This window comes from Vibrio sp. B1FIG11 (genome assembly GCF_905175335.1).
GTDB lineage: Bacteria > Pseudomonadota > Gammaproteobacteria > Enterobacterales > Vibrionaceae > Vibrio > Vibrio campbellii.
Genome location: NZ_HG992751.1, coordinates 346,861 through 373,430, shown reverse-complemented (window position 1 = coordinate 373,430; position 26,570 = coordinate 346,861). Strand labels below are relative to the sequence as shown.

General features: G+C 46.2%; 26 protein-coding genes. 15 read left to right on the top strand and 11 right to left on the bottom strand.

Annotated elements, in window-relative coordinates:
- The first annotated feature begins 30 nt into the window (after positions 1 to 30).
- The 4 genes from leuB (at position 31) to KHO06_RS01795 (ending at position 4,126) form a co-directional block, all read left to right on the top strand.
- Positions 31 to 1,122, top strand: coding sequence for a 3-isopropylmalate dehydrogenase (gene leuB, locus KHO06_RS01810; protein ID WP_005430431.1), 1,092 nt, complete (start codon positions 31 to 33; stop codon positions 1,120 to 1,122).
- Positions 1,123 to 1,195: 73 nt separating this feature from the next.
- On the top strand, positions 1,196 to 2,596 hold the full coding sequence (leuC, locus tag KHO06_RS01805) for a 3-isopropylmalate dehydratase large subunit (RefSeq protein ID WP_039841408.1): 1,401 nt from the start codon (positions 1,196 to 1,198) through the stop codon (positions 2,594 to 2,596).
- Between the two features lie 11 nt (positions 2,597 to 2,607).
- Complete coding sequence (gene leuD, locus KHO06_RS01800; RefSeq protein WP_005430484.1) at positions 2,608 to 3,210, top strand: 3-isopropylmalate dehydratase small subunit; 603 nt, start codon at positions 2,608 to 2,610, stop codon at positions 3,208 to 3,210.
- A 133-nt stretch (positions 3,211 to 3,343) separates the two neighbouring features.
- Positions 3,344 to 4,126 (top strand): DUF547 domain-containing protein, encoded by a 783-nt coding sequence (locus KHO06_RS01795; protein WP_212582015.1) that lies wholly within the window; start codon positions 3,344 to 3,346, stop codon positions 4,124 to 4,126.
- A 140-nt stretch (positions 4,127 to 4,266) separates the two neighbouring features.
- On the opposite strand, the gene djlA is transcribed toward KHO06_RS01795, so the two are convergent.
- A complete protein-coding gene (gene djlA, locus KHO06_RS01790; protein WP_005430459.1) occupies positions 4,267 to 5,121 on the bottom strand; it encodes a co-chaperone DjlA in 855 nt (284 codons plus the stop codon).
- A 269-nt stretch (positions 5,122 to 5,390) separates the two neighbouring features.
- Here djlA and lptD point away from each other — a divergent pair, with 269 nt between their 5' ends.
- The 6 genes from lptD (at position 5,391) to apaH (ending at position 12,150) form a co-directional block, all read left to right on the top strand.
- Positions 5,391 to 7,736 (top strand): LPS assembly protein LptD, encoded by a 2,346-nt coding sequence (gene lptD / locus KHO06_RS01785; protein WP_045402412.1) that lies wholly within the window; start codon positions 5,391 to 5,393, stop codon positions 7,734 to 7,736.
- A gap of 60 nt (positions 7,737 to 7,796) precedes the next feature.
- Complete coding sequence (surA, locus tag KHO06_RS01780) at positions 7,797 to 9,080, top strand: peptidylprolyl isomerase SurA (RefSeq protein ID WP_212582014.1); 1,284 nt, start codon at positions 7,797 to 7,799, stop codon at positions 9,078 to 9,080.
- Complete coding sequence (gene pdxA, locus KHO06_RS01775) at positions 9,070 to 10,068, top strand: 4-hydroxythreonine-4-phosphate dehydrogenase PdxA (protein ID WP_005430439.1); 999 nt, start codon at positions 9,070 to 9,072, stop codon at positions 10,066 to 10,068. Before surA ends, pdxA begins: the two co-directional genes overlap by 11 nt.
- Complete coding sequence (rsmA, locus tag KHO06_RS01770; protein WP_005528601.1) at positions 10,065 to 10,874, top strand: 16S rRNA (adenine(1518)-N(6)/adenine(1519)-N(6))-dimethyltransferase RsmA; 810 nt, start codon at positions 10,065 to 10,067, stop codon at positions 10,872 to 10,874. The genes pdxA and rsmA overlap by 4 nt, the downstream gene beginning before the upstream one ends.
- A 76-nt stretch (positions 10,875 to 10,950) precedes the next feature.
- Positions 10,951 to 11,331, top strand: a complete 381-nt coding sequence (gene apaG / locus KHO06_RS01765; RefSeq protein WP_005430416.1) for a Co2+/Mg2+ efflux protein ApaG — start codon at positions 10,951 to 10,953, stop codon at positions 11,329 to 11,331.
- Positions 11,332 to 11,343: 12 nt separating this feature from the next.
- On the top strand, positions 11,344 to 12,150 hold the full coding sequence (gene apaH / locus KHO06_RS01760) for a bis(5'-nucleosyl)-tetraphosphatase (symmetrical) ApaH (protein WP_212582013.1): 807 nt from the start codon (positions 11,344 to 11,346) through the stop codon (positions 12,148 to 12,150).
- 72 nt (positions 12,151 to 12,222) lie between these two features.
- Here apaH and folA read toward each other — a convergent pair whose 3' ends face one another.
- The 6 genes from folA to rplU all read right to left on the bottom strand — a co-directional run bounded on the left by folA (position 12,223) and on the right by rplU (position 16,078).
- A complete protein-coding gene (gene folA, locus KHO06_RS01755; protein ID WP_045370107.1) occupies positions 12,223 to 12,702 on the bottom strand; it encodes a type 3 dihydrofolate reductase in 480 nt (159 codons plus the stop codon).
- A 9-nt stretch (positions 12,703 to 12,711) separates the two neighbouring features.
- Positions 12,712 to 13,185, bottom strand: a complete 474-nt coding sequence (locus tag KHO06_RS01750; protein ID WP_005430446.1) for a threonine/serine exporter family protein — start codon at positions 13,183 to 13,185, stop codon at positions 12,712 to 12,714.
- Complete coding sequence (locus KHO06_RS01745; RefSeq protein WP_212582012.1) at positions 13,185 to 13,985, bottom strand: threonine/serine exporter family protein; 801 nt, start codon at positions 13,983 to 13,985, stop codon at positions 13,185 to 13,187. Before KHO06_RS01745 ends, KHO06_RS01750 begins: the two co-directional genes overlap by 1 nt.
- Before the next feature lie 116 nt (positions 13,986 to 14,101).
- Positions 14,102 to 15,277: an Obg family GTPase CgtA gene (gene cgtA / locus KHO06_RS01740; protein WP_005430443.1), complete on the bottom strand. Its 1,176-nt coding sequence runs from the start codon at positions 15,275 to 15,277 to the stop codon at positions 14,102 to 14,104.
- Between the two features lie 211 nt (positions 15,278 to 15,488).
- The gene (gene rpmA, locus KHO06_RS01735; protein WP_005383095.1) at positions 15,489 to 15,746 is read right to left on the bottom strand and encodes a 50S ribosomal protein L27; all 258 of its coding nucleotides are present in this window, start codon (positions 15,744 to 15,746) and stop codon (positions 15,489 to 15,491) included.
- Between the two features lie 20 nt (positions 15,747 to 15,766).
- A complete protein-coding gene (gene rplU / locus KHO06_RS01730; RefSeq protein WP_000271393.1) occupies positions 15,767 to 16,078 on the bottom strand; it encodes a 50S ribosomal protein L21 in 312 nt (103 codons plus the stop codon).
- A 257-nt stretch (positions 16,079 to 16,335) separates the two neighbouring features.
- Here rplU and ispB point away from each other — a divergent pair, with 257 nt between their 5' ends.
- The gene (ispB, locus tag KHO06_RS01725; RefSeq protein WP_012126911.1) at positions 16,336 to 17,307 is read left to right on the top strand and encodes an octaprenyl diphosphate synthase; all 972 of its coding nucleotides are present in this window, start codon (positions 16,336 to 16,338) and stop codon (positions 17,305 to 17,307) included.
- Between the two features lie 85 nt (positions 17,308 to 17,392).
- Here ispB and KHO06_RS01720 read toward each other — a convergent pair whose 3' ends face one another.
- Complete coding sequence (locus KHO06_RS01720) at positions 17,393 to 17,584, bottom strand: hypothetical protein (protein WP_212582437.1); 192 nt, start codon at positions 17,582 to 17,584, stop codon at positions 17,393 to 17,395.
- A gap of 122 nt (positions 17,585 to 17,706) precedes the next feature.
- A complete protein-coding gene (mdh, locus tag KHO06_RS01715; protein ID WP_212582011.1) occupies positions 17,707 to 18,642 on the bottom strand; it encodes a malate dehydrogenase in 936 nt (311 codons plus the stop codon).
- 359 nt (positions 18,643 to 19,001) lie between these two features.
- Between mdh and argR the strand changes: the two genes are divergently transcribed.
- The 4 genes from argR to KHO06_RS01695 all read left to right on the top strand — a co-directional run bounded on the left by argR (position 19,002) and on the right by KHO06_RS01695 (position 24,190).
- On the top strand, positions 19,002 to 19,472 hold the full coding sequence (argR, locus tag KHO06_RS01710) for a transcriptional regulator ArgR (protein WP_005430583.1): 471 nt from the start codon (positions 19,002 to 19,004) through the stop codon (positions 19,470 to 19,472).
- A gap of 383 nt (positions 19,473 to 19,855) precedes the next feature.
- Positions 19,856 to 20,824: a TAXI family TRAP transporter solute-binding subunit gene (locus KHO06_RS01705; protein WP_005430525.1), complete on the top strand. Its 969-nt coding sequence runs from the start codon at positions 19,856 to 19,858 to the stop codon at positions 20,822 to 20,824.
- Between the two features lie 304 nt (positions 20,825 to 21,128).
- Entirely contained in the window at positions 21,129 to 23,708 is a 2,580-nt protein-coding gene (locus tag KHO06_RS01700; protein ID WP_182052780.1) for a TRAP transporter permease, read from the top strand.
- Positions 23,709 to 23,752: 44 nt separating this feature from the next.
- The gene (locus KHO06_RS01695) at positions 23,753 to 24,190 is read left to right on the top strand and encodes a universal stress protein (RefSeq protein ID WP_005430588.1); all 438 of its coding nucleotides are present in this window, start codon (positions 23,753 to 23,755) and stop codon (positions 24,188 to 24,190) included.
- Positions 24,191 to 24,265: 75 nt separating this feature from the next.
- On the opposite strand, the gene thiQ is transcribed toward KHO06_RS01695, so the two are convergent.
- Entirely contained in the window at positions 24,266 to 24,970 is a 705-nt protein-coding gene (gene thiQ, locus KHO06_RS01690; protein ID WP_045456307.1) for a thiamine ABC transporter ATP-binding protein, read from the bottom strand.
- On the bottom strand, positions 24,970 to 26,556 hold the full coding sequence (gene thiP, locus KHO06_RS01685; protein ID WP_212582010.1) for a thiamine/thiamine pyrophosphate ABC transporter permease ThiP: 1,587 nt from the start codon (positions 26,554 to 26,556) through the stop codon (positions 24,970 to 24,972). Before thiP ends, thiQ begins: the two co-directional genes overlap by 1 nt.
- Between the last annotated feature and the right edge of the window lie 14 nt (positions 26,557 to 26,570).

Sequence of the window (26,570 nt, the reverse complement as noted above, 5' to 3'; positions counted from 1 at the left end):
CAAAAAATTTAGAAAATTTAAAGGATTAACATGACAGACAAATCATACAAAATTGCCGTTTTACCAGGCGACGGCATCGGCCCAGAAGTAATGGCGCAAGCACATAAAGTGTTGGATGCAATCGAAAAGAAACACGGCATTGCGTTTGAGCGTGACGAGCACGATGTAGGTGGTATCGCGATTGATAATCACGGTTGCCCACTTCCAGAAAGCACAGTAAAAGCGTGTGAAGAGTCTGATGCAGTCCTATTCGGCTCAGTTGGCGGTCCTAAGTGGGAACACTTGCCACCAAATGACCAACCTGAACGCGGTGCCCTACTACCACTACGCAAGCACTTCCAACTGTTCTGTAATCTACGCCCAGCACAAATTCACTCAGGTCTTGAAGCTTTCTCACCACTACGCGCAGACATCTCAGGTCGCGGCTTTGACATCGTGGTTGTCCGTGAACTAACAGGCGGTATCTACTTCGGCCAACCAAAAGGTCGTGAAGGTGAAGGGCCAACAGAGAAAGCGTTCGACACTGAGGTGTACCACCGCTACGAGATTGAACGCATCGCAAAAATTGCCTTTGAGTCAGCTCGTCTACGTCGCAAGAAAGTGTGCTCAATCGACAAAGCGAACGTTCTACAAAGCTCTATCCTATGGCGTGAAGTGGTCGAAGAAATCGCAAAAGACTACCCAGATGTTGAGCTGTCACACATGTACATTGATAACGCAACCATGCAGCTTATCAAAGATCCAGCACAGTTCGACGTAATGCTATGCTCAAACATCTTCGGCGACATCATTTCTGATGAGTGCGCGATGATCACTGGCTCTATGGGTATGTTGCCATCAGCGAGCCTAAACGAAAGCAAATTCGGTCTGTACGAGCCAGCAGGCGGCAGTGCACCAGATATCGCAGGTAAGAACATCGCTAACCCAGTGGCGCAAATCCTATCTGCGGCACTGATGCTACGTTACAGCCTAGGTGAAGAAACGGCGGCACAAGACATCGAAACGGCCGTTTCAAAAGCACTATCTGCAGGTGAGCTAACGGGTGACCTTGCCGGTGACAACCCAGCACTTTCGACGTCTGAGATGGGCGATAAGATCGCTGAGTACATCTTAAACTCTTAATACAGCACGACTTAATAATAATTATTTGCTCCTGATGAGCCGTTGTCGGGAGCTATACACGAGATAGCAAACAATGGGCAAAACACTATACGAAAAAGTCTACGACGCACACGTTGCCGTCGCAGCAGAAGGGGAAAACCCAATCTTGTACATCGACCGTCACTTGGTACATGAAGTGACGTCTCCGCAGGCATTTGACGGCTTGCGTGAAAAAGGTCGTAAAGTGCGTCAGGTCAGCAAAACTTTTGCCACCATGGACCACAACGTCTCCACAACCACCAAAGACATCAACGCATCGGGTGAGATGGCTCGTATCCAGATGGAAACGCTATCGAAAAACTGTGAAGAATTTGGCGTTACGCTTTACGACATCAACCATAAATACCAAGGTATTGTCCACGTTATGGGCCCAGAGCTTGGTATTACCCTACCGGGCATGACCATTGTTTGTGGTGACTCGCACACAGCTACACACGGTGCATTCGGCTCGCTAGCATTTGGTATTGGTACATCAGAAGTTGAGCACGTATTAGCAACTCAAACGCTAAAACAAGCGCGCGCTAAAACTATGAAGATCGAAGTGAAAGGCAAAGTGGCTCCGGGCATCACGGCGAAAGATATCGTGCTAGCGATCATCGGTGAAACCACAGCTGCTGGCGGTACAGGCTACGTAGTTGAATTCTGCGGTGAAGCGATCACCGACCTTTCAATGGAAGGCCGTATGACCGTATGTAACATGGCGATTGAGCTAGGTGCGAAAGCGGGGTTGATTGCGCCAGATGAAACCACATTCGAATACATTAAAGGCCGTAAATTCTCACCTCAAGGTGCGGACTTTGATGCAGCAGTAGAATACTGGAAGACGTTAAAAACTGACGATGATGCTCAGTTTGATGCAGTTGTAACACTAAACGCAGCAGACATTAAACCACAAGTCACTTGGGGTACTAACCCAGGCCAAGTGATCGCAGTAGACCAGCCGATCCCAGCACCAGAAAGCTTTGCCGACCCAGTAGAAAAAGCATCGGCAGAAAAAGCATTGGCTTACATGGGTCTAGAAGCGGGCAAATCATTATCTGATTACAACGTCGATAAAGTCTTCGTTGGTTCTTGTACTAACTCACGTATCGAAGACATGCGCGCAGCCGCTGAAGTAGCGAAAGGTCGCAAAGTCGCGTCTCACGTTCAAGCGCTCATCGTTCCTGGCTCTGAGCAAGTAAAAGCGCAAGCGGAAGCGGAAGGCTTGGACGTTATCTTTAAAGAAGCGGGCTTTGAGTGGCGCCTACCTGGTTGTTCAATGTGTCTAGCAATGAACAACGACCGTTTGGGTCCACATGAACGTTGTGCGTCTACTTCAAACCGTAACTTTGAAGGCCGCCAAGGTCGTGATGGCCGTACCCACCTAGTGAGCCCTGCGATGGCAGCGGCGGCAGCAATTGCTGGTCACTTTGTAGATATTCGTGAACTAGACTAAGGAGCAAACAAATGTCAGGCTTTAAACAACACACAGGCTTAGTTGTTCCTCTAGATGCAGCGAACGTAGATACTGATGCCATCATTCCAAAGCAGTTCCTGCAAAAGGTCTCTCGCCTAGGGTTTGGTAAGCACCTATTTCATGACTGGCGCTTCCTAGACGATGCTGGCGAACAACCGAACCCAGAGTTCGTGATGAACGCACCTCGCTACCAAGGTGCTTCTATCTTGCTAGCGCGTGAAAACTTCGGTTGTGGTTCTTCTCGTGAGCACGCACCGTGGGCACTGGCGGATTACGGCATCAAAGCGATGATCGCACCAAGCTTTGCCGATATTTTTTACGGTAACTCGATCAACAACCAAATGGTGCCAGTTCGTTTGACTGAGCAAGAAGTGGATGAAATCTTCCAGTTTGTTGAGGCGAATGAAGGCGCAGAAGTAGAAGTGGACCTAGAAGCGAATGTGGTTCGCGCCAACGGCAAAGAATATGGTTTTGAAATCGATTCGTTCCGTCGTCACTGCCTGCTAAACGGTTTAGACAATATCGGTCTTACCCTTCAACACGAAGACAAGATTGCCGAGTACGAGGCGAATATCCCGAGTTTCTTGAGCTAATTCAAATCGTAATTGAAACAAATACAAGGTTGGCATTGGCCAACCTTTTTTCTTTATATTCATTGTGTAAGGAAAGAAATCCCATCGTAGACAGGTCTACACTATCAACAAGGTTTAACCCAAAGGTCTCTCTATGAAGCGTCTGTTATTGCTATTGTGTGCTCTGGTTTCTTTCTCGACATTTGCCGCACCTAAATCCGACTTATGGCCGTATTGGAAACAATCGAATCAGGCTAATCAAAGTCAAATCTCTCATCAAGATTGGCAGCAATTGCTCGATGCTTATTTGGTTGAACAAGGCGAGAATACCTTGTTTCGTTACAGCCAAGTGACCTCGGCCGATAAAACTAAGCTGAAACAATACATCCAACGCTTGGCAAAACTCGACCCTCTGCAATACAACCAAGCAGAGCAATACGCCTATTGGGTGAACCTTTACAACGCCATCACGGTCGATCTGATTTTGGATAACTATCCCGTCAAATCGATAACCAAACTGGGTGGCTTATTTAGCTTTGGCCCTTGGGGAGATGATGTAGTCGAGATAAATGGGAAGAACTTGACTTTAAACGATATTGAGCATCGAATTTTGCGTCCAATCTGGAATGATCCAAGAACCCATTACGCGGTGAACTGTGCCAGCTTAGGTTGCCCAAATTTACAGACTCAAGCATTCACTGCCGACAACACTCAAGCCTTACTCGAAAGCGCTGCAAAAACATTTATCAACAGCAGTAAAGGCGTATCCATCCAAGGTAACAAGGCACAGCTGTCTTCTATTTATGATTGGTTTGCCGAAGATTTTGGCGGTAAGAAGCAAGTATTCAACCACATTGCTCAATATGCCCCGCAATACAAAAACTTCTCAGGCAACGTGAAATACGAATACGATTGGGACTTGAATCAAGCCAACTAAACTGGGGATATTTGAGGTCAATTAGCGTTAGGATCATGACAGGCCAAAAGCTAAAGCTACCGGCAACTCAAAGACTAAGATATGAAAAAAGGGCACCCTGTGCCCTTTTTTAAATCCAATACTTGATAGAAAACTTCCGGCTACTTAAAGCCTTTGACTTTCTTAATCAGATCGTAAGCGTTTTGAATCTCTTGCGACTTTTCTTTCGCGACGTTCATCATCTCTGGTGGTAAGCCTTTTGCCATCAACTTATCTGGGTGATGCTCATTCATCAATTTACGGTAAGCACGTTTGACCGTTTTGCCGTCTGCATCTGAAGACACATCCAGAATTTTATAAGCGTCCGCCAACTGATCCGCTTGCGAAGCTTGTTGCCAGCCAGCGGATTGGTATTGTCCTTGTTGCTGACCATGGAAACCACCTTGGCTTTGGAAACGGAACGCCGCTTCTTGCATGTGCAGGCGACGCTCTAATTGCTCTGAAGAGAAACCCAAGCCACGGGCAATTTTATGCAGGACATTACGTTCACTCGGATGAATCGAGCCATCAGCAAAGGCTGCCGAGATTTGCAGTTCTAGGAAGAATTGCAGCAGGTCAAAGCGCCCTGCCGAAGAGATCTTCACACGAACCAACACATCCTCTAGTGGGAAATCGCTCTCTTTACCTTCACGAAAAGCATCTTGTGCAGCACGTCGTTGCTCTCCATGGAGATTCATACGATCCATCATAGTCGAAGCCAATTGGATCTCTTCTTTGGTGACTTGACCTTTGGCTTTTGCCACGTGTCCCATTACTGCGAATGCAGCTTTAAAAAATTCTTCTTGGCGCTGAGCTTGGCTAGGCCCTTTACCGAAACCACCTGTAGAAAATCCAGCTTGGCTTAAACGGCGCGCTTTATCGAATTGGTGACCGATAAATAGGCCAAACAATAAACCGAATGGGCCACCGAGTAACAAGCCAAAAAAGGCACCCAAAATTTTGCCAAAAATATGCATTATGTGTTCTCTATCAATGAATTTTTATCGACGACGGCGGTCTTATAGTGCCGGACGCAACGATTTCCTTTATGATAATGGAATTAGTTTTTTTCAGATCAGGCTATTTAGCCTGGCTATCTTTGCAGCTATTTTATATCGGCATTATGCCACAGCGAATCCATGCTCTGGGATAATTGCAAACTATAGTTGATTCATTTGGCTATAACGCGAGGGTACAACAAGCCCTATAGCCATCGAGTAGCAGTGACACAGGAAAGTTCAATTCAATGCAACATTTCTCCCGCACATGTTTAGCGGCCTCTATCAGCACCGCCTTGTTTGTACCTACCACTCAAGCTGAAGCGAATATCAATGATAGTGTGCAGGAAATGCCCACCACAGATCAATGTTTGGTCGAAACAAGTGGTGAGGAGGACGCGCTTAACTCTGAAGTCGTCGTACAAGCAGATCGCTTACAAGCCATCAATGGCGACAAAGCTCAGTACTCTGGCAACGTTGAAGTAACGCAAGGCCCGAAGAAAATCACCGCGGATAGCGTAACACTTCACCAGCAAGACAACGTGGTTGTGGCCGAAGGTAACGTGACCTTCAACGATGGTAAAGTGAAAGCACGCTCTGACCGTGTGACCAACGACATCAACCAAGATACCTTCTCACTCGAAAACACCGATTATCAGTTCCTTTGCCAACAAGGTCGAGGTACAGCGGCATACATCGCACGTACTGGTCAGTCAGTGTATGAGCTAGAAGATGGTTCGATTACCTCTTGTCCTCAGGGTGATAACGCTTGGCGATTAGTTGCATCGGGCATCGATGTCGACCAAGACGAAGAGACAGCAACCCTGCACCACCCACGTTTCGAAATATTGGATGTGCCAGTTTTCTACGTACCGTATATGACCATGCCAATTGGCGACACACGTAAAACGGGTTTCCTATTCCCGTCTATGTCGTATGGCTCGAGTGATGGTATGGAGGTCGAGCTTCCATTTTACTGGAATATCGCGCCACAGTACGACATGACGATTACACCTATGTACATGCAAAAGCGTGGTAATAAGCTGGATACTGATTTCCGCTACCTAACCGATGGTTGGGGTGACGGTGAGATCAAAGGCGAATACATGGGCAGCGACAAAAAATACGATGACGAGTCGCGCTGGGGTTACCAATTTAAACACGATGGTATTATCAACAAGCAATGGGTAGTCAGCCTTGATTACTCTAAAGTGAGTGATATCAACTACTTCCGAGATCTAGATTCTGACATTGGTAACCGTGAAGATGGCCAGTTACTCCAAGAAGGTGAAGTGAAATACCGCTCAAACTTCTGGGATGCATCATTACGAGTCCGTGACTTCCAAATCCTGCTAGAAGAAGACAACCAACCATACCGTCTTCTGCCTGAACTTGAGTTGAACTACTACACGCCACTGTGGGGTAGCTACGTAAACTTCGATGTGAAGAGCCAACTTAGCCGCTTCGATACCGATGATACTGCGAAGCCAGATGCAACCCGTGTTCACGTCGAGCCAGGCATTACTATTCCTCTATCGAACTCTTGGGCAACTTGGACTACAGAAGCTCGCGTCTTGTCGACATACTACTCGCAAGACTTAGAAGGACTGACTGATCCAGACCTACGTAATACACTGGATGAAAACGTGTCACGTGTCATTCCAGAATTCCGTACCCATGCGCGTATGTACCTTGAGCGTGATACAAGTTGGATTGAAGGTTATACCCAAACACTTGAGCCACAGTTGCAATACTTGTATGTGCCGGATGAAGACCAGAGCAACATCTACAACTACGACACCACCTTGCTGCAAACCGACTACTACGGTCTATTCCGCAGCCGTAAATACAGTGGTATCGACAAGATCGCTTCTGCAAACCAGTTAAGCTACGGTGCAAGTACTCGCTTCTTCGATGATGATTACAAAGAACGTCTGAACGTTTCGTTTGGTCAGATCTACTACTTCGACAAGAAGACTAAGCTCAGCAATAACCCAAGCATGCCCGATGAAACGTCAAACTATTCATCATGGGCAATTGAAACCGATTTCAACTACAACGATTACCTGTTCTACCACGGTGGTCTCCAGTACGACATCGACTTGAGCTCAATGCAACTGGCAAACAGCACCTTGGAATACCAATTTAACGGCGGTTTTATTCAAGGTAACTACCGCTACGTAACGCGTGAGTACATCGAAGATACGATCATTGTCGAAAACCTAGATACGATCACTCGTAAAGGCATTTCACAAGCGGGTATCGTAGCGGCATACGAGTTCAACCCGAGCTGGTCTGCAAGCGGTCAGTACTACTACGACCTAAATGAAAATATTGATATGGAATGGCTAGCCAGCTTGCGCTACCAATCAGATTGTTGGTACTTCGGTCTAACCTACTCAAACCAACTATTGGGCTGGGATGAAAAAGCGATCGGTAGCGATGGTTCATCACCGAAATACGAAAATAACATCAGTGTTAACTTCGGTATTCAGGGTTTTGCAACCAACCAACGTGCAGATACCGCCGCGAAAGAACTTGATGGCTCAGACAATGCGATCAAATACGGTCGACCATTCTATTTGAACAATTAATCAAATTAAGCGTCTTACCTATAACAAGACGCTTAATCACTATTACTGACGGAATTTTTAATGAAAATTTGGAAATCACTCTTATTCACCACCCTACTTTCTTGTGGTGTAACAGCAGCGCCAGTAGAGCTTGATAAGGTTGCAGTCATCGTAAACGATGGTGTGATTCTGCAAAGCGACATCGATACCGCGATGAAAACGCTTCAAGCAAACGCTCGCCAAAGTGGCAAGAGTCTACCTTCAGCAAGCGTGCTGAAAGACCAAGTGGTAGAAAAGCTTATTATCGACACGCTTCAAGGCCAAGAAGCTGAGCGCATCGGTGTACGTATCGATGATAACCGCCTTAATCAAGCGATTGCAGAGATTGCTCGCAACAACAACCAAAGTGTGGAACAGTTGGCAGCCTCTGTACAAGCAGAAGGTCTAAGCTACTCTGAATTCCGCGAACAGATTCGTAAAGAAATTGCCGCTTCTGAAGCGCGTAATGCACTGGTTCGTCGTCGTATCAACATTCTTCCTGCTGAGGTAGATAGCCTTGCAGACCAATTGGCGAAAGAAACTAACGCAACCGTTCAATACAAGATTGGCCATATCCAACTTCGTTTCTCTGACGACAAAGACAAGTCAGAAGTCGAAGCAGAAGCCAATGCATTGGTTAAGAAACTCAAAGACGGTGCAGATTTCTCTGAAATGGCGTACACCTATTCAAAAGGCCCGAAAGCACTACAAGGTGGTGATTGGGGTTGGATGCGTAAAGAAGAAATGCCGACCATCTTTGCTGACCAAATCAAGATGCAAAACAAAGGCAGTATCATTGGCCCATTCCGCAGTGGCATCGGTTTCCACATCCTAAAAATTGAAGATGTGAAAGGTCTTGAAACCGTAGCGGTCACAGAGGTAAATGCTCGCCATATCCTTATCAAACCAACCGTTATCTTAAGTGACGATGGCGCGAAGAAAGAGCTTAACGAGTTCATCCGTCGTATCAAAGCGGGTGAGTCGACCTTTGGCCAATTAGCAACACAATACAGCCAAGACCCAGGCTCAGCGGCGCAAAATGGTGAACTGGGTTACCAAACGCCTGATTTATACGTACCAGAATTTAAACACCAAGTAGAAACACTACCAGTAGGCTCAATCAGTGCACCGTTCAAAACCGTACACGGTTGGCATATTGTTGAAGTACTAGACCGTCGCCAAGTCGACCGCACAGACTCAGCAATGAAGAACAAAGCTTACCGCATTCTATTTAACCGTAAGTTTAATGAAGAAGCTGGCGCATGGATGCAAGAGCTACGCGCAAGCGCATTCGTTGAAATCGTGGATGACAATGATGGCAACTAATTCGATTCGTAGAATCGTCGTGACCGCAGGGGAACCTGCGGGCATCGGCCCTGATTTGGTGCTGGCCCTATCTAAGGAAGACTGGGCGCACCAAATCGTCGTATGTGCAGACAAAAATGTATTGGCAGAAAGAGCCAATCAACTTGGCATAAACGTTCAACTGTTTGATTACAATCCAGAAGAAGCACCCAAGGCGCAACAAGCTGGCACCTTAATCGTAGACCACATCGAAATCGCAGAGACTGCGGTAGCTGGTCAACTTAATGAAGCCAACGGCCACTACGTGTTAAAAACACTAGAAAGAGCCGCTTTGGGCTGTATGAATGATGAATTTGATGCTATTGTCACCGGCCCTGTACATAAGGGGGTGATAAATCGCTCAGGTGTAGCGTTCAGTGGACATACTGAATTCTTCGCCGAGAAGTCCAACACACCGTTGGTCGTGATGATGCTAGCCACCGAAGGCCTGCGAGTTGCTCTAGTAACAACGCATATCCCTTTGGCTTACGTATCTAAAGCCGTCACGGAAGAGCGATTAGAAAAAATCATCGATATTCTTCATAAAGATCTTGTAGAAAAATTTGCCATCTCGCAGCCAAACATCTATGTTTGCGGGCTAAATCCACATGCGGGAGAAGATGGCTGTTTGGGTCGCGAAGAGATCGAGACCATCACTCCGACATTGGAAAAGATTCGACAAGAAAAAGGAATCAATCTGATCGGCCCATTGCCGGCAGACACCATTTTCAATGAAAAGTATTTAAACGATGCTGATGCTGTTTTAGGTATGTACCACGATCAAGTGTTGCCAGTATTAAAATACAAAGGCTTTGGTCGTTCAGTAAACATTACGCTTGGTCTACCATTTATAAGAACCTCGGTGGATCACGGTACTGCATTAGAGCTGGCAGGGACAGGTCAAGCGGATACAGGGAGCTTCCGAACAGCGCTCACGCATGCGATAGAATTGGTAGAGAAGAAACAATGAGAAATGATGTCCATTTAGGACACAAAGCGCGTAAACGTTTTGGTCAAAACTTCCTGAACGATCCATACATTATTGACGGTATCGTATCAGCAATTAACCCAAGACCAGGTCAAAACCTTGTTGAGATCGGCCCGGGTCTTGGTGCAATTACCGAACCTGTTGGCCGCGAAGTCGATAAGTTCACGGTTATCGAGTTAGACCGAGATCTAGCAGAGCGTCTACGCAATCACCCAGAATTGGCTGACAAGCTTACAATTCATGAAGGCGATGCAATGCGCTTTGACTTCACTCAGTTGGTGAAGCCAAACAACAAGCTACGTATCTTCGGTAACTTGCCATACAACATCTCTACACCATTGATGTTCCACTTATTTGAATTCCATAAAGACATTCAAGACATGCACTTTATGCTTCAAAAAGAAGTGGTAAACCGTCTGGCGGCAGGCCCTGGCAGCAAAGCTTACGGCCGTCTAACGGTTATGGCTCAATACTACTGTAAAGTTGTGCCTGTACTAGAAGTACCGCCAACGGCGTTTGTTCCGCCACCAAAAGTAGACTCTGCTGTTGTTCGTCTTGTGCCTTACGAAGAGCTGCCACATCCTGCAAAAGATTTACGTTTGCTGGAGCGAGTATGTCGTGAAGGCTTTAACCAACGCCGTAAAACAGTACGTAACTGTTACAAAGCACTGATCAGTGCAGAAGTGCTGGAAGAGCTTGGTGTCAATCCAAGCATGCGTCCAGAGAACCTGACGCTACAACAATTCGTCGCCATGGCGAACTGGCTCGCGGATAACCCGCAGCACTAAGAACTCAAACGATAAGCCAAACCCCTGCCGGTTTGGCTTATTATTATTGGGATATTACGTTTCTCGAGGAGTGCACATGGACGTCATTCAACCCTGCATCAAAATTCAAGTTCATACCAAATACATTGAAGAACAGTCCAACCCTGAACTGCAACGCTACGTTTTTGCTTACGTCATTACGATAAAAAACCTCAGCCAACAAACCGTGCAATTAATCAGCCGACGCTGGTTGATTACCGATTCCAATGGCAAGCAAATGACCGTAGAAGGCGAAGGTGTCGTCGGTCAGCAACCTTTTATTTCCGGTAGCGACGAATACACCTACAGTAGTGGCACCGCACTTGAGACGCCGGTTGGAGTAATGCAAGGACACTACATTCTACTGGATGAAAAGGGCAATGAATTTATCACCGAGATCGACCCGTTCCGTTTGGCGATACCAAACGTGTTAAATTAATCAGGAGACTCAGTGGCTACCTATATTGTTGGTGATATCCAAGGCTGTTTTGATGAACTGCAACAACTGCTAGAGCAAGTCAATTTTTCTGCGTCACATGACCAACTTTGGTTGGCTGGCGACCTTGTCGCTCGAGGGCCTAAGTCTTTAGAGACATTGCGCTTTGTTAAGTCTCTTGGTGACAGCGCAAAAGTCGTTTTGGGTAACCATGACTTGCACCTAATGGCCGTTTCTCAAGGGCTAAAAAAGGTCAAAGACAAGGATAAGACCGCGCCAATCTTCTCTGCTCCAGACAAAAAAGAACTGCTGACTTGGCTATCACAACAACCACTGTTGGCAGAACACGATGACTTTGTCATGTGTCATGCAGGCATCTCTCCACTATGGGATCTTGATACTGCTAGAAGCTGTGCACGTGAAGTGGAAGCGATCATTCGAAGTAAACAATTGCCTTGGCTGCTAGAAAATATGTACAGCAACCAGCCTGATCTCTGGGATGAATCCCTTTCAGGACTCGACCGCTATCGCTACACCATCAATGCATTTACTCGCATGCGTTTTTGCTTCCCTGATGGTCGCTTAGATATGGATTGCAAACTACCACCGCAAGAGGTCTCGGAAGATGAGCTCGTGCCGTGGTTCAAACTGCCACAACGTGTTCCTTTAGAAAAAGCGGTGTTGTTTGGCCACTGGGCTGCACTGCAAGGTCATATAGATGAAAGCATCATTGGTCTTGATACAGGCTGCGTTTGGGGAGGCTCGCTCACCATGATTCGTTGGGAAGACAAGCAAGTTTTCACTCAACAAGCACTCAGTTAACAGCCCCGATTGCCTGACTAGAAAACAAAAAGCACCGCATTTGCGGTGCTTTTCTTATTCGGCTCAATTTGATTATTTTTCTAAAATCGTAAAACGCATGTTGTAAGCGTTTTTCTCATCCGCTTGATACGCTTCAGAGTATGTTTCCTTAAACTCATTCCCCCAATCAGGGAACTGAGTATCGCCCTCAATTTCGGCTTCAATATGCGTGACATACAGTTTGTTAGCCATCGGTAAACACGCAGCATAAATCGCTCCACCACCAATGATCATCACTTCTTCCACTTCACCAGCAATCTCAAGCGCTTGCTCAATCGACGTAACGGTCGTGACACCTTCAATGGAAAGTGAAGCATCACGGCTGATGACAATATTCAAACGGCCAGGTAAAGGACGTCCGATTGATTCATAAGTTTTACGTCCCATCACAACAGGCTTACCCATTGTACAGCGCTTAAACCATGCAAAATCTGCCGGAAGATGCCAAGGCATCTGGTTGTCTTTACCGATGATTCGGTTGTCTGCCATCGCGGCAATCATGCTGATGATCATACTGTGTCCTTAAACTATTGGTCGACGGCGATAGAATAGCAGCCCCGGAACCGCCAAGCCAACCGCTAAGCCTGCAATAATAAACATCGCTTTAAGAAAGTTTTCCATACACGTCGCAATAAGTTCAGGTGAGTAACCCAAATGGTTTATCTCCACCATGGCAATCATGGCCTTGTATGCGAATACTCCCGGTACCATAGGGATTAAAGCAGCCACAGTGAAGACTTTTGGGTGGGCAAGAAAACGATGAGACCAGTGAACACCGATTAAACCTACTAACGTCGCCGCAAAAAACGTTGCCCACTCAATTGGCAAGCCGAAGTGCATCATTAAATAGCGGCTGCCGTGACCAATCGCACCGCCTATCGCGCAGTACTTCAGCGCCTTCTGTGGCACATTAAACACCATTGCAAAACCAACGGCAGGAATAGCGGCAAAGAACATATCGTTTAAGAGCCCTAAGGCCAAATCAAACACACTCATTAGCTTATCCATCCCCAGATACCGGTGACTTCCATCGCCGCTACAATGCCAAGGCAAGTTGCGAGAGTAAGCAAACTCGCCATAGTGAATCGTGCAATGCCCATGTTGATATGGCCTTTCAGCATATCTGCGACCGAGTTAATCAATGGAAAACCAGGAACCAGCATTAATACTGAGGATGCCATCGCAACGGTTGGCAAGTTACCAATGTCAAAAATCACCGCTTGAGCAGAGATTAGTGTGGTCACAAACGCCGTGACAGCGAAGTTGAGAAGAGGATTAAAGTGGCGATGGCCAATTTCTTGTCGAACGATCATACCGCCAGCAGAAGCAAGAAACGTCATGACAAACACACCTAAGTCTCCACCAGCCAGATGACTGAAAGCCGCACAAGAAAGACCGATCATGAACACCACCAACCAACGGTTATAGCGCTCAGGGCTAATGGTGTTGAGTTTCTTCTGCGCCATTCTCACATCGAGCAAGCCGCGCTCCATCATGATACAAATGCGTTGGATCTGGGTGATCACTCGCATGTTGATCCCGCGATCGGCGCAACTTCTGGTTGTTGTAATGCAGTGATCGTCTTTGACTGTCGTGACCACCAAAGCATTCGCAGATAATGCCACTGCCACTTCGCTGACACCACAGGCAATACCGATGCGCTGCATGATGTCACTCACAAGCGTGCTCTCTGCCCCGTGGGCTAATAGCATTTGCCCAGCTTGGGCAACAAGCCGAGAAATGGCCCTTTGGTTGGATGCCGTCGTTGCACAAGACGGTAAAACTTCCGATGTCATAAATACTTCCTAAGTCCGTTAAGCTCATTATTGTGCCGCAAATCACATCGTCTAAACATGATTTAGATACAAAAAAAGCCGCAATAAATATTGCGGCTTAATGAATTAGCTAGCGATTAGTCGCGGACGTAAACAACGTGACCGTCGTCTTCTTCATCGTCCCAATCATCCCAATCGTCGTCATCTTCTTCAGTGATAACGTCTTTGCCAGCGATCGCGTCTTTATGGTAGTCATCCCACATGAAGTTCACTTTATCTTCTTCAGCAACTTCTTCCTCTTCACGAGGTAGGTTTTCCATAAAGTCAGCTAACTTGTAGCAAAGCTCTTTTGTACCGTTACGGTTGATCGCCGAGATCTTAAAGTACTCGTCTTCCCAACCTAGCGCATCCAAGATCTCTTGGATCTTTTCATTCGCTTCTTCTTCTGGCATCAGATCCGTTTTGTTGAAGACTAGCCAACGAGGTTTGCCTGCTAGTTTTTCACTGTACTGCTCCAGTTCATCAATGATGGTTAGGGCATTTTGAATTGGATCTGACTGATCGATAGGCATGATATCAATCATGTGAAGCAATACGCGGCAACGCTCCAGGTGCTTAAGAAAGCGAATACCTAGACCAGCACCGTCAGCTGCGCCTTCGATGAGACCAGGAATGTCTGCAACCACAAAGCTCTTCTCAGGAACCACACTCACCACACCCAAGCTTGGGATTAACGTAGTAAATGGGTAATCTGCTACTTTCGGTTTTGCTGCTGATACTGCGCGGATAAAGGTTGATTTACCTGCGTTAGGTAGACCAAGCATACCAACATCAGCCAATAGCAATAGCTCTAGACGGATTTCACGGATTTCACCTTTAGTACCTAGCGTTCTCTGACGAGGAGCGCGGTTTACTGAAGATTTAAAACGCGTGTTACCAAGACCGTGCCAGCCGCCTTTAGCGACCATCACTTTCTTACCGTGTTCTGCTACTTCTGCAACGATTTCATTGGTATGGATATCAACTGCGCGAGTACCTACTGGCACGCGAAGTGTGATGTCTTTACCACGTTTACCAGTACAGTTACCGCCGCGACCGTTTTCACCGCGTTCTGCTTCGTAAAAGCGTTGGAAACGGTAATCGATCAGGGTATTTAGGTTTTCATCGGCTTGGATGTATACATCACCACCATCACCACCGTCGCCACCATCTGGGCCACCTTTAGTGATGAATTTTTCACGCCAGAAACTTACAACGCCGCTACCGCCGTCACCAGCCTGAACTTTTACTACCGCTTCATCTACGAACTTCATCTTTTACTCCGACTACTTCGTGCGTGGATTAAATCTGACTTGTCATCAAACAATTTTAGCAGATGACAGATCTAAGCTCCCAGATACCTACCGTTCGAGGTCAGGACGAGAAACTTCGATATGTCGACTGCTACAAATAAAAAACCCCGCCGAATCGGCAGGGCTTTTGAATTCAGCTTTAAAGCTTTAGTAATTAACCTAAAAGGTAAAATTACTCAGCTTCGATGCTTACAAACTTACGGTTCTTAGGACCTTTAACCTCGAACTTCACTTTACCTTCAGTAAGAGCGAATAGAGTGTGGTCTTTACCGATACCTACGTTGTTACCAGCGTGGAACTTAGTACCACGTTGACGAACGATGATGTTACCTGCAAGAACAGATTCACCACCGAAACGCTTAACACCTAGACGTTTGCTTTCTGAATCGCGGCCGTTACGAGTAGAACCACCAGCTTTTTTGTGTGCCATTGTTAAACTCTCCTAATAGATTAAGCGTTGATACCAGTGATCTTCACTTCAGTGAACCACTGACGGTGACCCTGTTGCTTACGAGAGTGCTTACGACGACGGAACTTAACGATTTTAACTTTATCGCCACGACCGTGTTGTACAACTTCAGCAACAACTTTGCCGCCCTCTACAAGAGGAGCACCAACTTTGATGTCTTCGCCGTTAGCAACAAGAAGAACTTTATCAAATTCTACAGTTGCACCAGTTTCAACGTCTAATTTCTCTAAACGAAGAGTTTGACCTTCGCTTACACGGTGTTGTTTACCACCAGATTGGAAAACAGCGTACATATTTTACTCCGCTTTTTCCGCACAGCCTTTTCATGAGGGTGTGCGCTAAACTAATCATCAATAGGGCGCAGATTCTACAGAAGAGATGCCCCTATGACAAGCCATATTTTGAAAAAATTGGCGAAAAGCTAATCGCCAAAGAAAAGTGCGGCAATCATGCCCTTTAGTAATGTATTAATCAACGTTTTTTAGTGTATTATTCGACAATTATATAAATCGAATAAGCCTTGCAGGGTCTAACTTCAGCCGGATATACGATGGATTTTAAAACTATCCAAGCGCTTACTGCCGATGACATGGCAAAAGTGAATGAAACAATTCAAGCCCAACTAAATTCTGATGTCTCTTTAATCAACCAACTCGGTTTCTATATCGTAAGTGGTGGAGGCAAACGCTTAAGACCACTTCTGGCGATATTGTCAGCACGTGCTCTTGGTTACCAAGGTAACGGCCATACTATGGCGGCGGCGTTTATCGAGTTCATCCATACAGCAACTCTGTTGCACGATGATGTAGTTGATGAGTCAGACATGCGTCGTGGTAAAGCGACGGCGAACGCTGCATTTGGTAATGCCGCGAGCGTATTAGTTGGGGACTTTATTTACACTCGCTCATTCCAAATGATGACTGAGCTAGGATCAATGAAGATCCTTAAACTAATGAGTGATGCAGTAAATGTGATCGCAGAAGGTGAAGTTCAGCAGTTAATGAACTGCAATGATCCTGACACCACTGAAGAAAGCTACATGCAGGTCATCTACTCGAAAACGGCTCGTCTGTTTGAGTCGGCAACGCAAATTGGTGCGATCTTAAATGACGCTCCAGAAAACGTAGAAGTTGCGCTGCAAAACTACGGCAAATATCTGGGTACCGCATTCCAACTTATCGATGACGTTATGGACTATACGTCTGACGGTGAAGACATGGGTAAGAATGTTGGCGACGACCTAGCAGAAGGCAAACCAACGCTCCCTCTTTTGCATGCGATGCGCAATACAACGCCAGAGAACACAGCGATGATTCGTGAAGCAATCGAGAAAGCCAACGGCATGGATCGATTAGAAGACATCTTAGCTGTCATGCAAGAAGCTGGTTCTCTTGAATACACAACGCAAAAAGCACTAGAAGAAGCTGATAAAGCGATTGCTGAGCTGTCTGTACTGCCTGAATCCGATTATAAGCAAGCATTGGTTACTCTCGCTCACATGGCCGTGAAGCGAACTAGCTAAGGCTGAATAGAAAGACCCTAAAGTAAAAAGGAAGAGCCGAGCTCTTCCTTTTTGTTATCTGTGGTTTGTTGGATGGGTGTTAGACCTAATAGTACTGATCACAATTACAATGTAGTTGAGGGTTGTCTTCGATCTCGTCAAAGCTTACCGCCAACTGCTCTTCCGAGCCCTGCTTAGCCAACAATACCGTTTCTGCTTCTTGGTCAACCACTAAGATGGTTCCCACCCCTTGCTGACACTCTACAACCATACCTTTACGGATTCGACTCGCTTCCATCATCTTCTCCTCACAAAGTGGCTTAACACTGACTATGTTACGCGCATTGAGATGAAAGGATCAAAAAAGCCGATCGTAAGATCGGCTTTCTTCTTTTATATGGCTTCTACAGAGCAAGAAGCTTACTTGGCAAACTCAACACCAATGTTAATGTCGCCATTTAGCGTTTCTAACATACCGTCAAGCGCAGACTTTTCGTAGTCGCTCAATGCGCCGTAGCTTAGTACTTCTTCTACGCCGTCTTTACCTAGCTTCACAGGTTGTGCGAAGTATGGTGCATGCTCGCTGTCGCCTTCGACGTACGCACACTCAACCACGTCTTCTTCACCTTGAAGAGCGCGAACTAGCGCTAGACCAAAGCGACACGCCGCCTGACCCATAGATAGAGTTGCGCTACCGCCACCCGCTTTCGCTTCTACAACTTCTGTACCTGCGTTCTGGATACGCTTCGTTAGCGCTTCCACTTCTTCAGCAGTAAACTCAACACCTTCAACTTGAGAAAGTAGAGGCAGAATGGTTACGCCAGAGTGGCCACCGATCACAGGAACGCGAACGTCACCTGGATCTTTGTCTTTCAGCTCTGCGACGAATGTTTCTGAACGGATAACGTCTAGTGTTGTTACACCGAACAATTTGCGTTTATCGTAAACGCCCGCTTTTTTCAGAACTTCAGCAGCGATTGGCACTGTGGTGTTAACTGGGTTAGTGATGATACCTACACATGCTGTAGGACACACAACGGCGATCTTTTCTGCTAGCGATTTAACGATGCCAGCATTTACATTGAACAGATCCGCACGATCCATACCAGGCTTACGAGCCACACCAGCAGAGATCAGTACTACATCTGCACCTTCAAGTGCAGGCGTTGGATCTTCACCAGCGTAACCTTTGATAGAAACCGGAGTTGGGATATGGCTAAGATCAGCAGCCACACCAGGAGTTACTGGAGCAATATCGTATAGGGCTAAATCAGAACCTGCAGGAAGGCGGTTCTTAAGTAGAAGGGCCAGGGCTTGACCGATGCCACCTGCGGCACCAATAACGGCTACTTTCATGTAGTTCTCCTTGAGAGTATTTCTCTTATAAACGTATTCGTCGGGTATTTTGTAACCAGCTGAAACAAAGCTATCGGAATCACAACTTGATTACAATCAATTAACGTCAGCTTTGCGACCTCGCGCAACTCAGTGTTACCGTGCTACAAACAGAGCGCTGATTATTCGGTTATTCTGTTGAAATGACAAGAAATTCAGTGCAATAAATAGGTCAGTATTTTTACACATAAAGAACCCTGTCCTGTATAGGGTTTACAGTGATGGAATTAACATATTACCGTGACTTTTTGGCACTGCATGAATATATATGCGAGAATATGCAAAATTTCTGACCCTTGAATAAGAGAATCATAACGACTATGCGCAATTCAGAAAAACAAGATAACTTAGTTCGCGCTTTTAAAGCCTTATTAAAAGAAGAGAGCTTCGGTTCACAGGGCGAGATCGTAGATGCACTAAAACAACAAGGTTTTGAAAGCATCAACCAATCTAAAGTCTCCCGTATGCTGACGAAGTTTGGTGCGGTTCGTACACGTAATGCAAAAATGGAGATGGTTTACTGTCTACCAGCAGAATTAGGTGTACCTACAGTAAGTAGCTCTCTGCGTGAGTTGGTCTTAGATATCGACCACAACGCAGCATTAGTAGTCATCCACACTGGCCCTGGTGCGGCTCAATTGATTGCCCGCCTACTGGATTCTTTGGGTAAATCTGAGGGTATTCTTGGCGTAGTAGCCGGCGATGACACCATCTTCATTACCCCAACAATGCCAGTTTCTACAGAACAATTGTTCAAGTCAGTGTGTGAACTTTTCGAATACACAGGCTAAGTAACTGTTTGTGGGCTATGAAATTCGTTGAGTTTTGTAGCCCATGAAAAATGTAAATTTTTTGATTTATCAGACTATTTTTCACCCACCACTTTTGTGATTAACATCACGCTATTGATTTTTTTAATACTCCTATCAAAACCAAGCATAAGTATTTGTTCTGGAAAGAATTACACATCAAATTTATCTCCGACACTTGTCGCAGGATTTAGACTTATTCGCTATAAGTTTTAACAATCGGATAATTTTCTGCCAATTTTTTGTTATGATTCGCTCGCTTTTTCAAACGATTGGATTGGAAAAGATGCCGTTTCCGAATAGGAAACTCCTGAAATAATTTAAGGTTATTTCCGGGTTAATAATGAATATAAGGAAGGAAATTCATGGCATTTAACAAACTTCTAAAAGTAGGCGCTATCGCTGCAGCAGTTATGGGCGCAGGCGCAGTTAACGCTCAAGAGTTTATTACTATCGGTACTGGCTCTGTTACAGGTGTTTACTACCCTACTGGTGGTGCTATTTGTAAATTGGTAAACAAAGGTCGTAAAGATCACAACATTCGTTGTTCAGTAGAATCGACTGGCGGCTCAATTTACAACGTCAACACTATCCGTGCTGGCGAGCTAGACTTTGGTATCGTGCAATCGGATTGGCAATACCATGGCTATAACGGTACGAGCAAGTTTGCTGAACAAGGCCCGTACAAAAAGCTACGTGCAATGTTCTCTCTTCATACAGAACCTTTTAACATCATCGCACGTGCAGATTCTGGTATCGAAAACGTTCAAGACCTTAAAGGTAAACGTGTCAACATCGGTAACCCAGGCTCTGGTGACCGCGCGACAATGGGTGTAGTGATGGATGCAATGGGCTGGACAAACGACAGCTTCAAACTGGCATCTGAGCTAAAAGGCTCTGAGCGTTCACAAGCACTATGTGACAACAAGATCGATGCATTCATCTACATGGTTGGTCACCCGAACGGTTCAATCAAAGAAGCAACAACCTCTTGTGATGCAAAACTTGTCCCAGCGACAGGCGCAGAAATCGAAAAGATCGTTGCTAACAACCCTTACTACGCATTCAGCACAGTACCTGCTGGCATGTACCGTGGTACAGATAAAGACGTAAACAGCTTCGGTGTTGCGGCGACAATGGTAACGACCTCTGATGTTTCAGATGACGTCGCTTACAATGTTGCAAAAGCAGTATTCGAAAACTTCGACACATTCAAACGTCTACACCCTGCATTTGCAAACCTGAAGAAAGAAGACATGGTGAAAGCTGGCCTTTCTATCCCTCTTCACCCAGGTGCGGAAAAATACTACAAAGAAGTAGGTCTGCTTAAGTAAGCAACTACTGACTTCAAGCTCGGGCAGAAAAGGATGGTTTTCTGCTTGATTAAGTATGCTGGTAACGATCGTTTGCCAGCATGCTTTGTTCAACTTGCATAATGCAATCTGCCGATTTCTTTCAGAAGTCGCGCTCACACCTAAAAAAGAAACCGCACATTTCCTTTGCCCACAAATCAATGGGTTACAGATTTGTAGCGATTCACTCGAAAGCAAACTTCGCTCTATTCACTACACTGTTATAGCGAAGCGGGGTTCTCGATACACAATACAGACAGGACCATCAATAATAAGGAAAAAGTACATGGCGACGAACAACACTCCGTCACAAGATGTGCAAGAAATGGTGGCTCAGGCAGACACAGGTGCGCGTAGCCCAATGGGCTTGCAAGGTAGAATCTTATGGTTCGTACCACTGTGCTGGTCGCTATTTCAATTATGGTATGCCTCTCCGCTACCATTTATTTTTAATTTTGGCGTACTCAACGATACTGAAGCGCGAGCAATTCATTTAACTTTTGCCACTTTCCTCGCTTTCACTGCTTACCCAGCAATGAAGAACTCTCCGCGTGACCATATCCCATTAATCGACTGGGTATTGGCATTAGCGGGTAGCTTTGCTGCAGCTTACATTTATATTTTCTATACCGAACTGGCCGGGCGCTCTGGTGCACCGACAACCGTTGACATCGTAGTCTCAGTAACGGGTATGGCTCTATTGCTTGAAGCAACACGTCGTGCACTGGGTCCACCGTTGATGGTCGTTGCTGCAGTATTTCTGACCTACACCTTTGCCGGTCCATATATGCCAGATGTCATTGCTCATAAAGGTGCAAGCTTAAACAAAGCAATGTCACACTTATGGCTAACCACAGAAGGCGTATTCGGTGTTGCACTTGGCGTATCGACTTCGTTTGTATTCTTGTTCGTACTTTTCGGTGCCATGCTAGAACGCGCGGGCGCAGGTGCTTACTTCATTAAAGTCGCCTTCTCACTGCTTGGTCACATGAAGGGCGGTCCTGCAAAAGCGGCTGTCGTTGCATCCGGCCTATCTGGTCTGGTTTCGGGCTCATCCATCGCAAACGTAGTAACCACAGGTACCTTTACGATTCCACTGATGAAGCGAGTAGGCTTCCCGGGTACAAAAGCTGGTGCGGTTGAAGTTGCTGCGTCGACGAATGGCCAGCTAACGCCGCCTATCATGGGCGCTGCGGCCTTCCTAATGGTTGAATATGTGGGTATCTCTTATGTTGAGGTAATCAAAGCAGCCCTACTTCCTGCACTTATTTCATACATTGCTCTGATTTACATCGTTCACCTTGAAGCATGTAAAGCAGGCATGACCGGCCTTCCCCGTCGCCACAACCCAACCATGCTACAAAGCCTATTGTCATTTACTGGCACTATCCTTGGCTTGTGCGTCATCAGCGCCTTGGTTTACTACGGTGTGGGTTGGACTAAAGACGTATTTGGCGATGCTGCAACAACCATTGTAACCATCGCCCTATTAATTGCTTACGTCGGTCTGGTGAAGGTTTCGGCAAATCACGTGAAAGATGGCGCGATTGAAATTGATGCGGAGCTCACCGAAGTACCAGATCCAGGCCCAACGATTAAATCTGGTCTGCACTATCTGCTACCGATCGTCGTACTGGTTTGGTGTTTGACTGTAGAACGCTTCTCACCGGGTCTGTCAGCATTCTGGGCAACCGTGTTCATGATCTTTATCTTGCTGACGCAGCGCCCATTGATCGCATTGCTATCAAAACAGGGTGACCTGATTGAGCAGACCAAAGACGGTTTTGTTGATCTCGCAGAGAGTTTGGTATCTGGTGCGCGCAACATGATCGGTATCGGCGTGGCAACCGCTGCAGCAGGTACGGTAGTTGGTGTGGTCACCTTGACTGGTATCGGCTTGGTTATGACAGACTTCGTCGAGTTCATCTCTGGCGGTAGCATCATCCTTATGTTGCTGTTTACGGCAGTAATCAGCTTGATCCTGGGTATGGGTCTGCCAACGACGGCAAACTATATCGTGGTATCAACGCTAATGGCACCGGTTATCGTAACTCTGGGTGCGGCTCATGGCCTGATCATCCCACTGATTGCGGTGCACTTATTTGTGTTCTATTTCGGTATCCTTGCAGATGATACACCTCCTGTAGGTTTAGCTGCCTTTGCCGCTGCCGCAATTGCTAAGTCAGATCCAATTCGTACTGGTATTCAAGGCTTTACCTACGATATTCGAACCGCAATTCTGCCATTCATGTTCGTCTTCAACACTCAACTCTTGTTGATGGGCATTGATTCATGGTGGCACCTAGCGTTAACCGTGATCTCTTCCATTATTGCGATGTTGATCTTCTCCGCGGCAACACAAGGTTGGTGGTTCACACGTAACAAGTGGTGGGAAACGATCCTACTATTAGTATTAACCTTCTCGTTCTTCCGTCCTGGTTTTTGGTGGGACATGCTCTACCCAGCGAAAGTTCTTTCTCCTGGTGTTGAGATAGCTCAAATCACAGAAGGGTTAAATGTAGGAGAATCCATAGAGTTACGTGTCGCTGGAGAAAACCTTGAAGGTGACTACGTTGAAAAAACGGTACGTCTTCCGTTCGAAGATAAAGCGGCAACCGCTGAAGAACGACTTTCTTCAATGGGCCTAATGCTGACCGAGAACGACGGCAAAATGATCGTAGACATGGTTGAATTTGGCAGCCCGGCAGAATCTTCAGGAATCGACTTCGATTGGGAGATCAAATGGGTAGTTCAAGATGCTGAACGACCAATGAAAGAATGGGTATTTGTGCCTTGTTTGATGATTTTGCTGGTACTTGCCCTGAACCAAAAACGTCGTGCTCGTAAGGAACAGCTGAGCGCATAACCGATTTGGCTCCGAGGATAAGGGGCCTTAATGAGAGACATTGAATGTACAAACAAATTCTTGTTCCGGTTGATCTAAATGACCAAGGCTTTTCTGACCGTGCCGTTGAATTAGCGGTATGGCAAGCAAAGCAAGCCAATGCTGAAGTTCACTTGCTTACTGTCTTACCTGGTATTCATATGTCGATGGTCGCGACTTACTTCCCGAAAGACGCGGCGGCGAAAATGAAGCAAGATGTAAAGCAACAGCTCAAAGCCTTTGCAGACCAACATATCGATGATGAAGTAATTTACAAAGTCCACGTGGCAGAAGGTAAAGCGTATGCAACCATCCTTGATTACGCTGAACGCTTAGGTGCTGACCTTATCATTATGCCAAGCCACAAACGCTCAAAGATCAACAAAGTGATGCTGGGCTCTGTAGCAAGCAAAGTCGTTGAGAACTCACCAATCAACGTTATGGTGGTGAAGCCTCAAGGCTAATACGCTCATTCAAACTCCCAAAACCAAAAAAGGTTGATGCTTGCATCAACCTTTTATTTTTCTATCTCAGGGTAATCACCCTGCCGCTTTAACAAAAGCCTTCAATGCTGTACTGCTATGTTGAGCGTTAAGCTCACCAATCTCTCCTGCAGCTTCAACCTGACCAGCAGCCACAAAAGCAAAATGACTAGCAATCGCTCTGGCGTCACTTAAGTGGTGCGTCACCATCAAAACGGTAATGCCACGCTCAGCAGCAAGTTGTTTAACCAGTGTCAGCATCTCTTCTCTCAATACTGGGTCTAACGCAGAAAAAGGTTCATCGAGTAACCACATTGGGTGCGGCTGAACAAAACAACGCGCAAGTGCCACACGCTGACGCTGACCACCAGAAAGATGTTCAGGTAAACGGTCCAGATACTCAGCAACCCCGACCTGCTTGGCCGCTTGCTCAACAAGCAGCTTTTGGTCTGCCGTGAGCTTTAGTCCCGGATGCAAACCCAAACCGATGTTGTCTCTTACTGACAGGTGAGCAAACAGATTATGCTCTTGGAACAGCATTGAAAACGGACGCTGATACGGCTCTTTACGCACGATAGACTCACTATCAACCAGAATATCGCCATGGTCTGGATTAATAAAACCAGCAACTAACGCCAATAGGGTTGATTTGCCCGCCCCACTCGGCCCCATCAGTGAAACGATTTGTCCACGCTGAATAGCTAACTCAAAACGAAACAGTTCACGTTGATAGGTGTACTGCACATCATCCAACACTAACATTACGCTCTCTCCTTCGTTTTCAACACTTTCTCAATCAAAGCAAAACAGCCGACGCTGAGTAACAGCAAAGTAACCGATACCACGGCAGCGGCATCCATCTGGTAACTTCCCAACAATTGGAATAGGTACAACGGCAAGGTTCTAAACTCTTGCCCACCGAACAAGGCAATCGCACTTAAGTCGCCAATTGCAAACATAAAGCTGATAGCAAAAGCATGTGCAAACGGCTTGCGCAGCGCTTGCCATTCCACGACTTTAAATCGTTGCCAACCACGCATGCCTAAGCTGGCACACACGTACTGATACTGCTGCTCAATGTGCAACATAGGTTGAGATAAAGTCTTAATGACATATGGCAATGCCATCAAGCCATTAACTAAGATGACAACAAAAAACGCCAAGCTGAATACATCGGTAAACGATCGCAGTAATAGGAACAATCCGGTGCTAATCACCAATCCCGGCGTTACTAAGATAATGGTTCCGATAAGCTCAATTTGATCGGCGCGAGTATTTTTATACTGCAATCGCCAACGTCGACTGGTCAGCAAAATCGACACACCAGCAGCAACAGCAAGAGAGCTCGCCAGTATCGCAACGTTGAGAGAATTGAACAGTGCGGACCAAAAGCGCTCATCGGTCAGTACCGACCAAACTTGCTGGTTGATGCCACTGAACACCACCATCATAAGTGGTGGTATTACTAGTAAAAAGGCACCTATGATCCAAAAGCTATCCCAAGCTTTTGACCACCCATGATCCTTCGTTAAATATTGCTGTACCGATGTACTGCCAGCGCTTACTGAAACTGGCTTCGTCAACTTCTGCACGCCAATCGCTAACAAGCCACATAGTAGCATTTGCCACAGTGCCAAAAGCGCCCCAGCCTGCAGATCAAAATCGAACTTAATCGCCTGATAAATGGCAAGTTCAATGGTGGTCGATTTCGGTCCGCCACCTAACGCCATCACGGTGGCGAAACTGGTAAAGCAAAGCATAAACACCAAGCCGCTTACGTGTGGCAGTTGTTGTCTTAAGCGAGGCCATTCCACCCAGCGGAATTTGTCCCAATGGCTCATTCCAAGGTGCGCACACAGTTTATGTTGCTCTGCGGGGATCGACTCTAATGCCTGCAAAAGTAGCCGCGCTGCATAAGGCATATTAAAGAACACATGCGCAAGTAAAATACCGTTCAGGCCATAGATGGAAAACGGCAGCTCCGAATCGATGCTTTTCAGCCATTGTGCTAATAAGCCGCTGTTACCGTAAATCGCCAATAAGCCAAATACACCAACTAACACCGGCAGAACTAAGGTAGACGCAAACAACTTTAGTAGTAGAGACTTCCCAAAGAACTCACGTCGAGAAAGTGCGTGAGCAACAGGAATAGCAAAGCCAACACTCAATAGTGTAGAAAGGAAAGCTTGGTAGAAACTGAACTTGGTGACGTGTTGATAGTATGGGTCTCCCCACACCATAGACACATCAAGTGAAGGCGCTTGAACAATCAAAGCACCTAGGGCAGAAACAACAAAGGTCGCAATAATCATCGCGACCCCTAACCCGATTTTCGGAACAGAATTCAAAAGTAGAACCTATA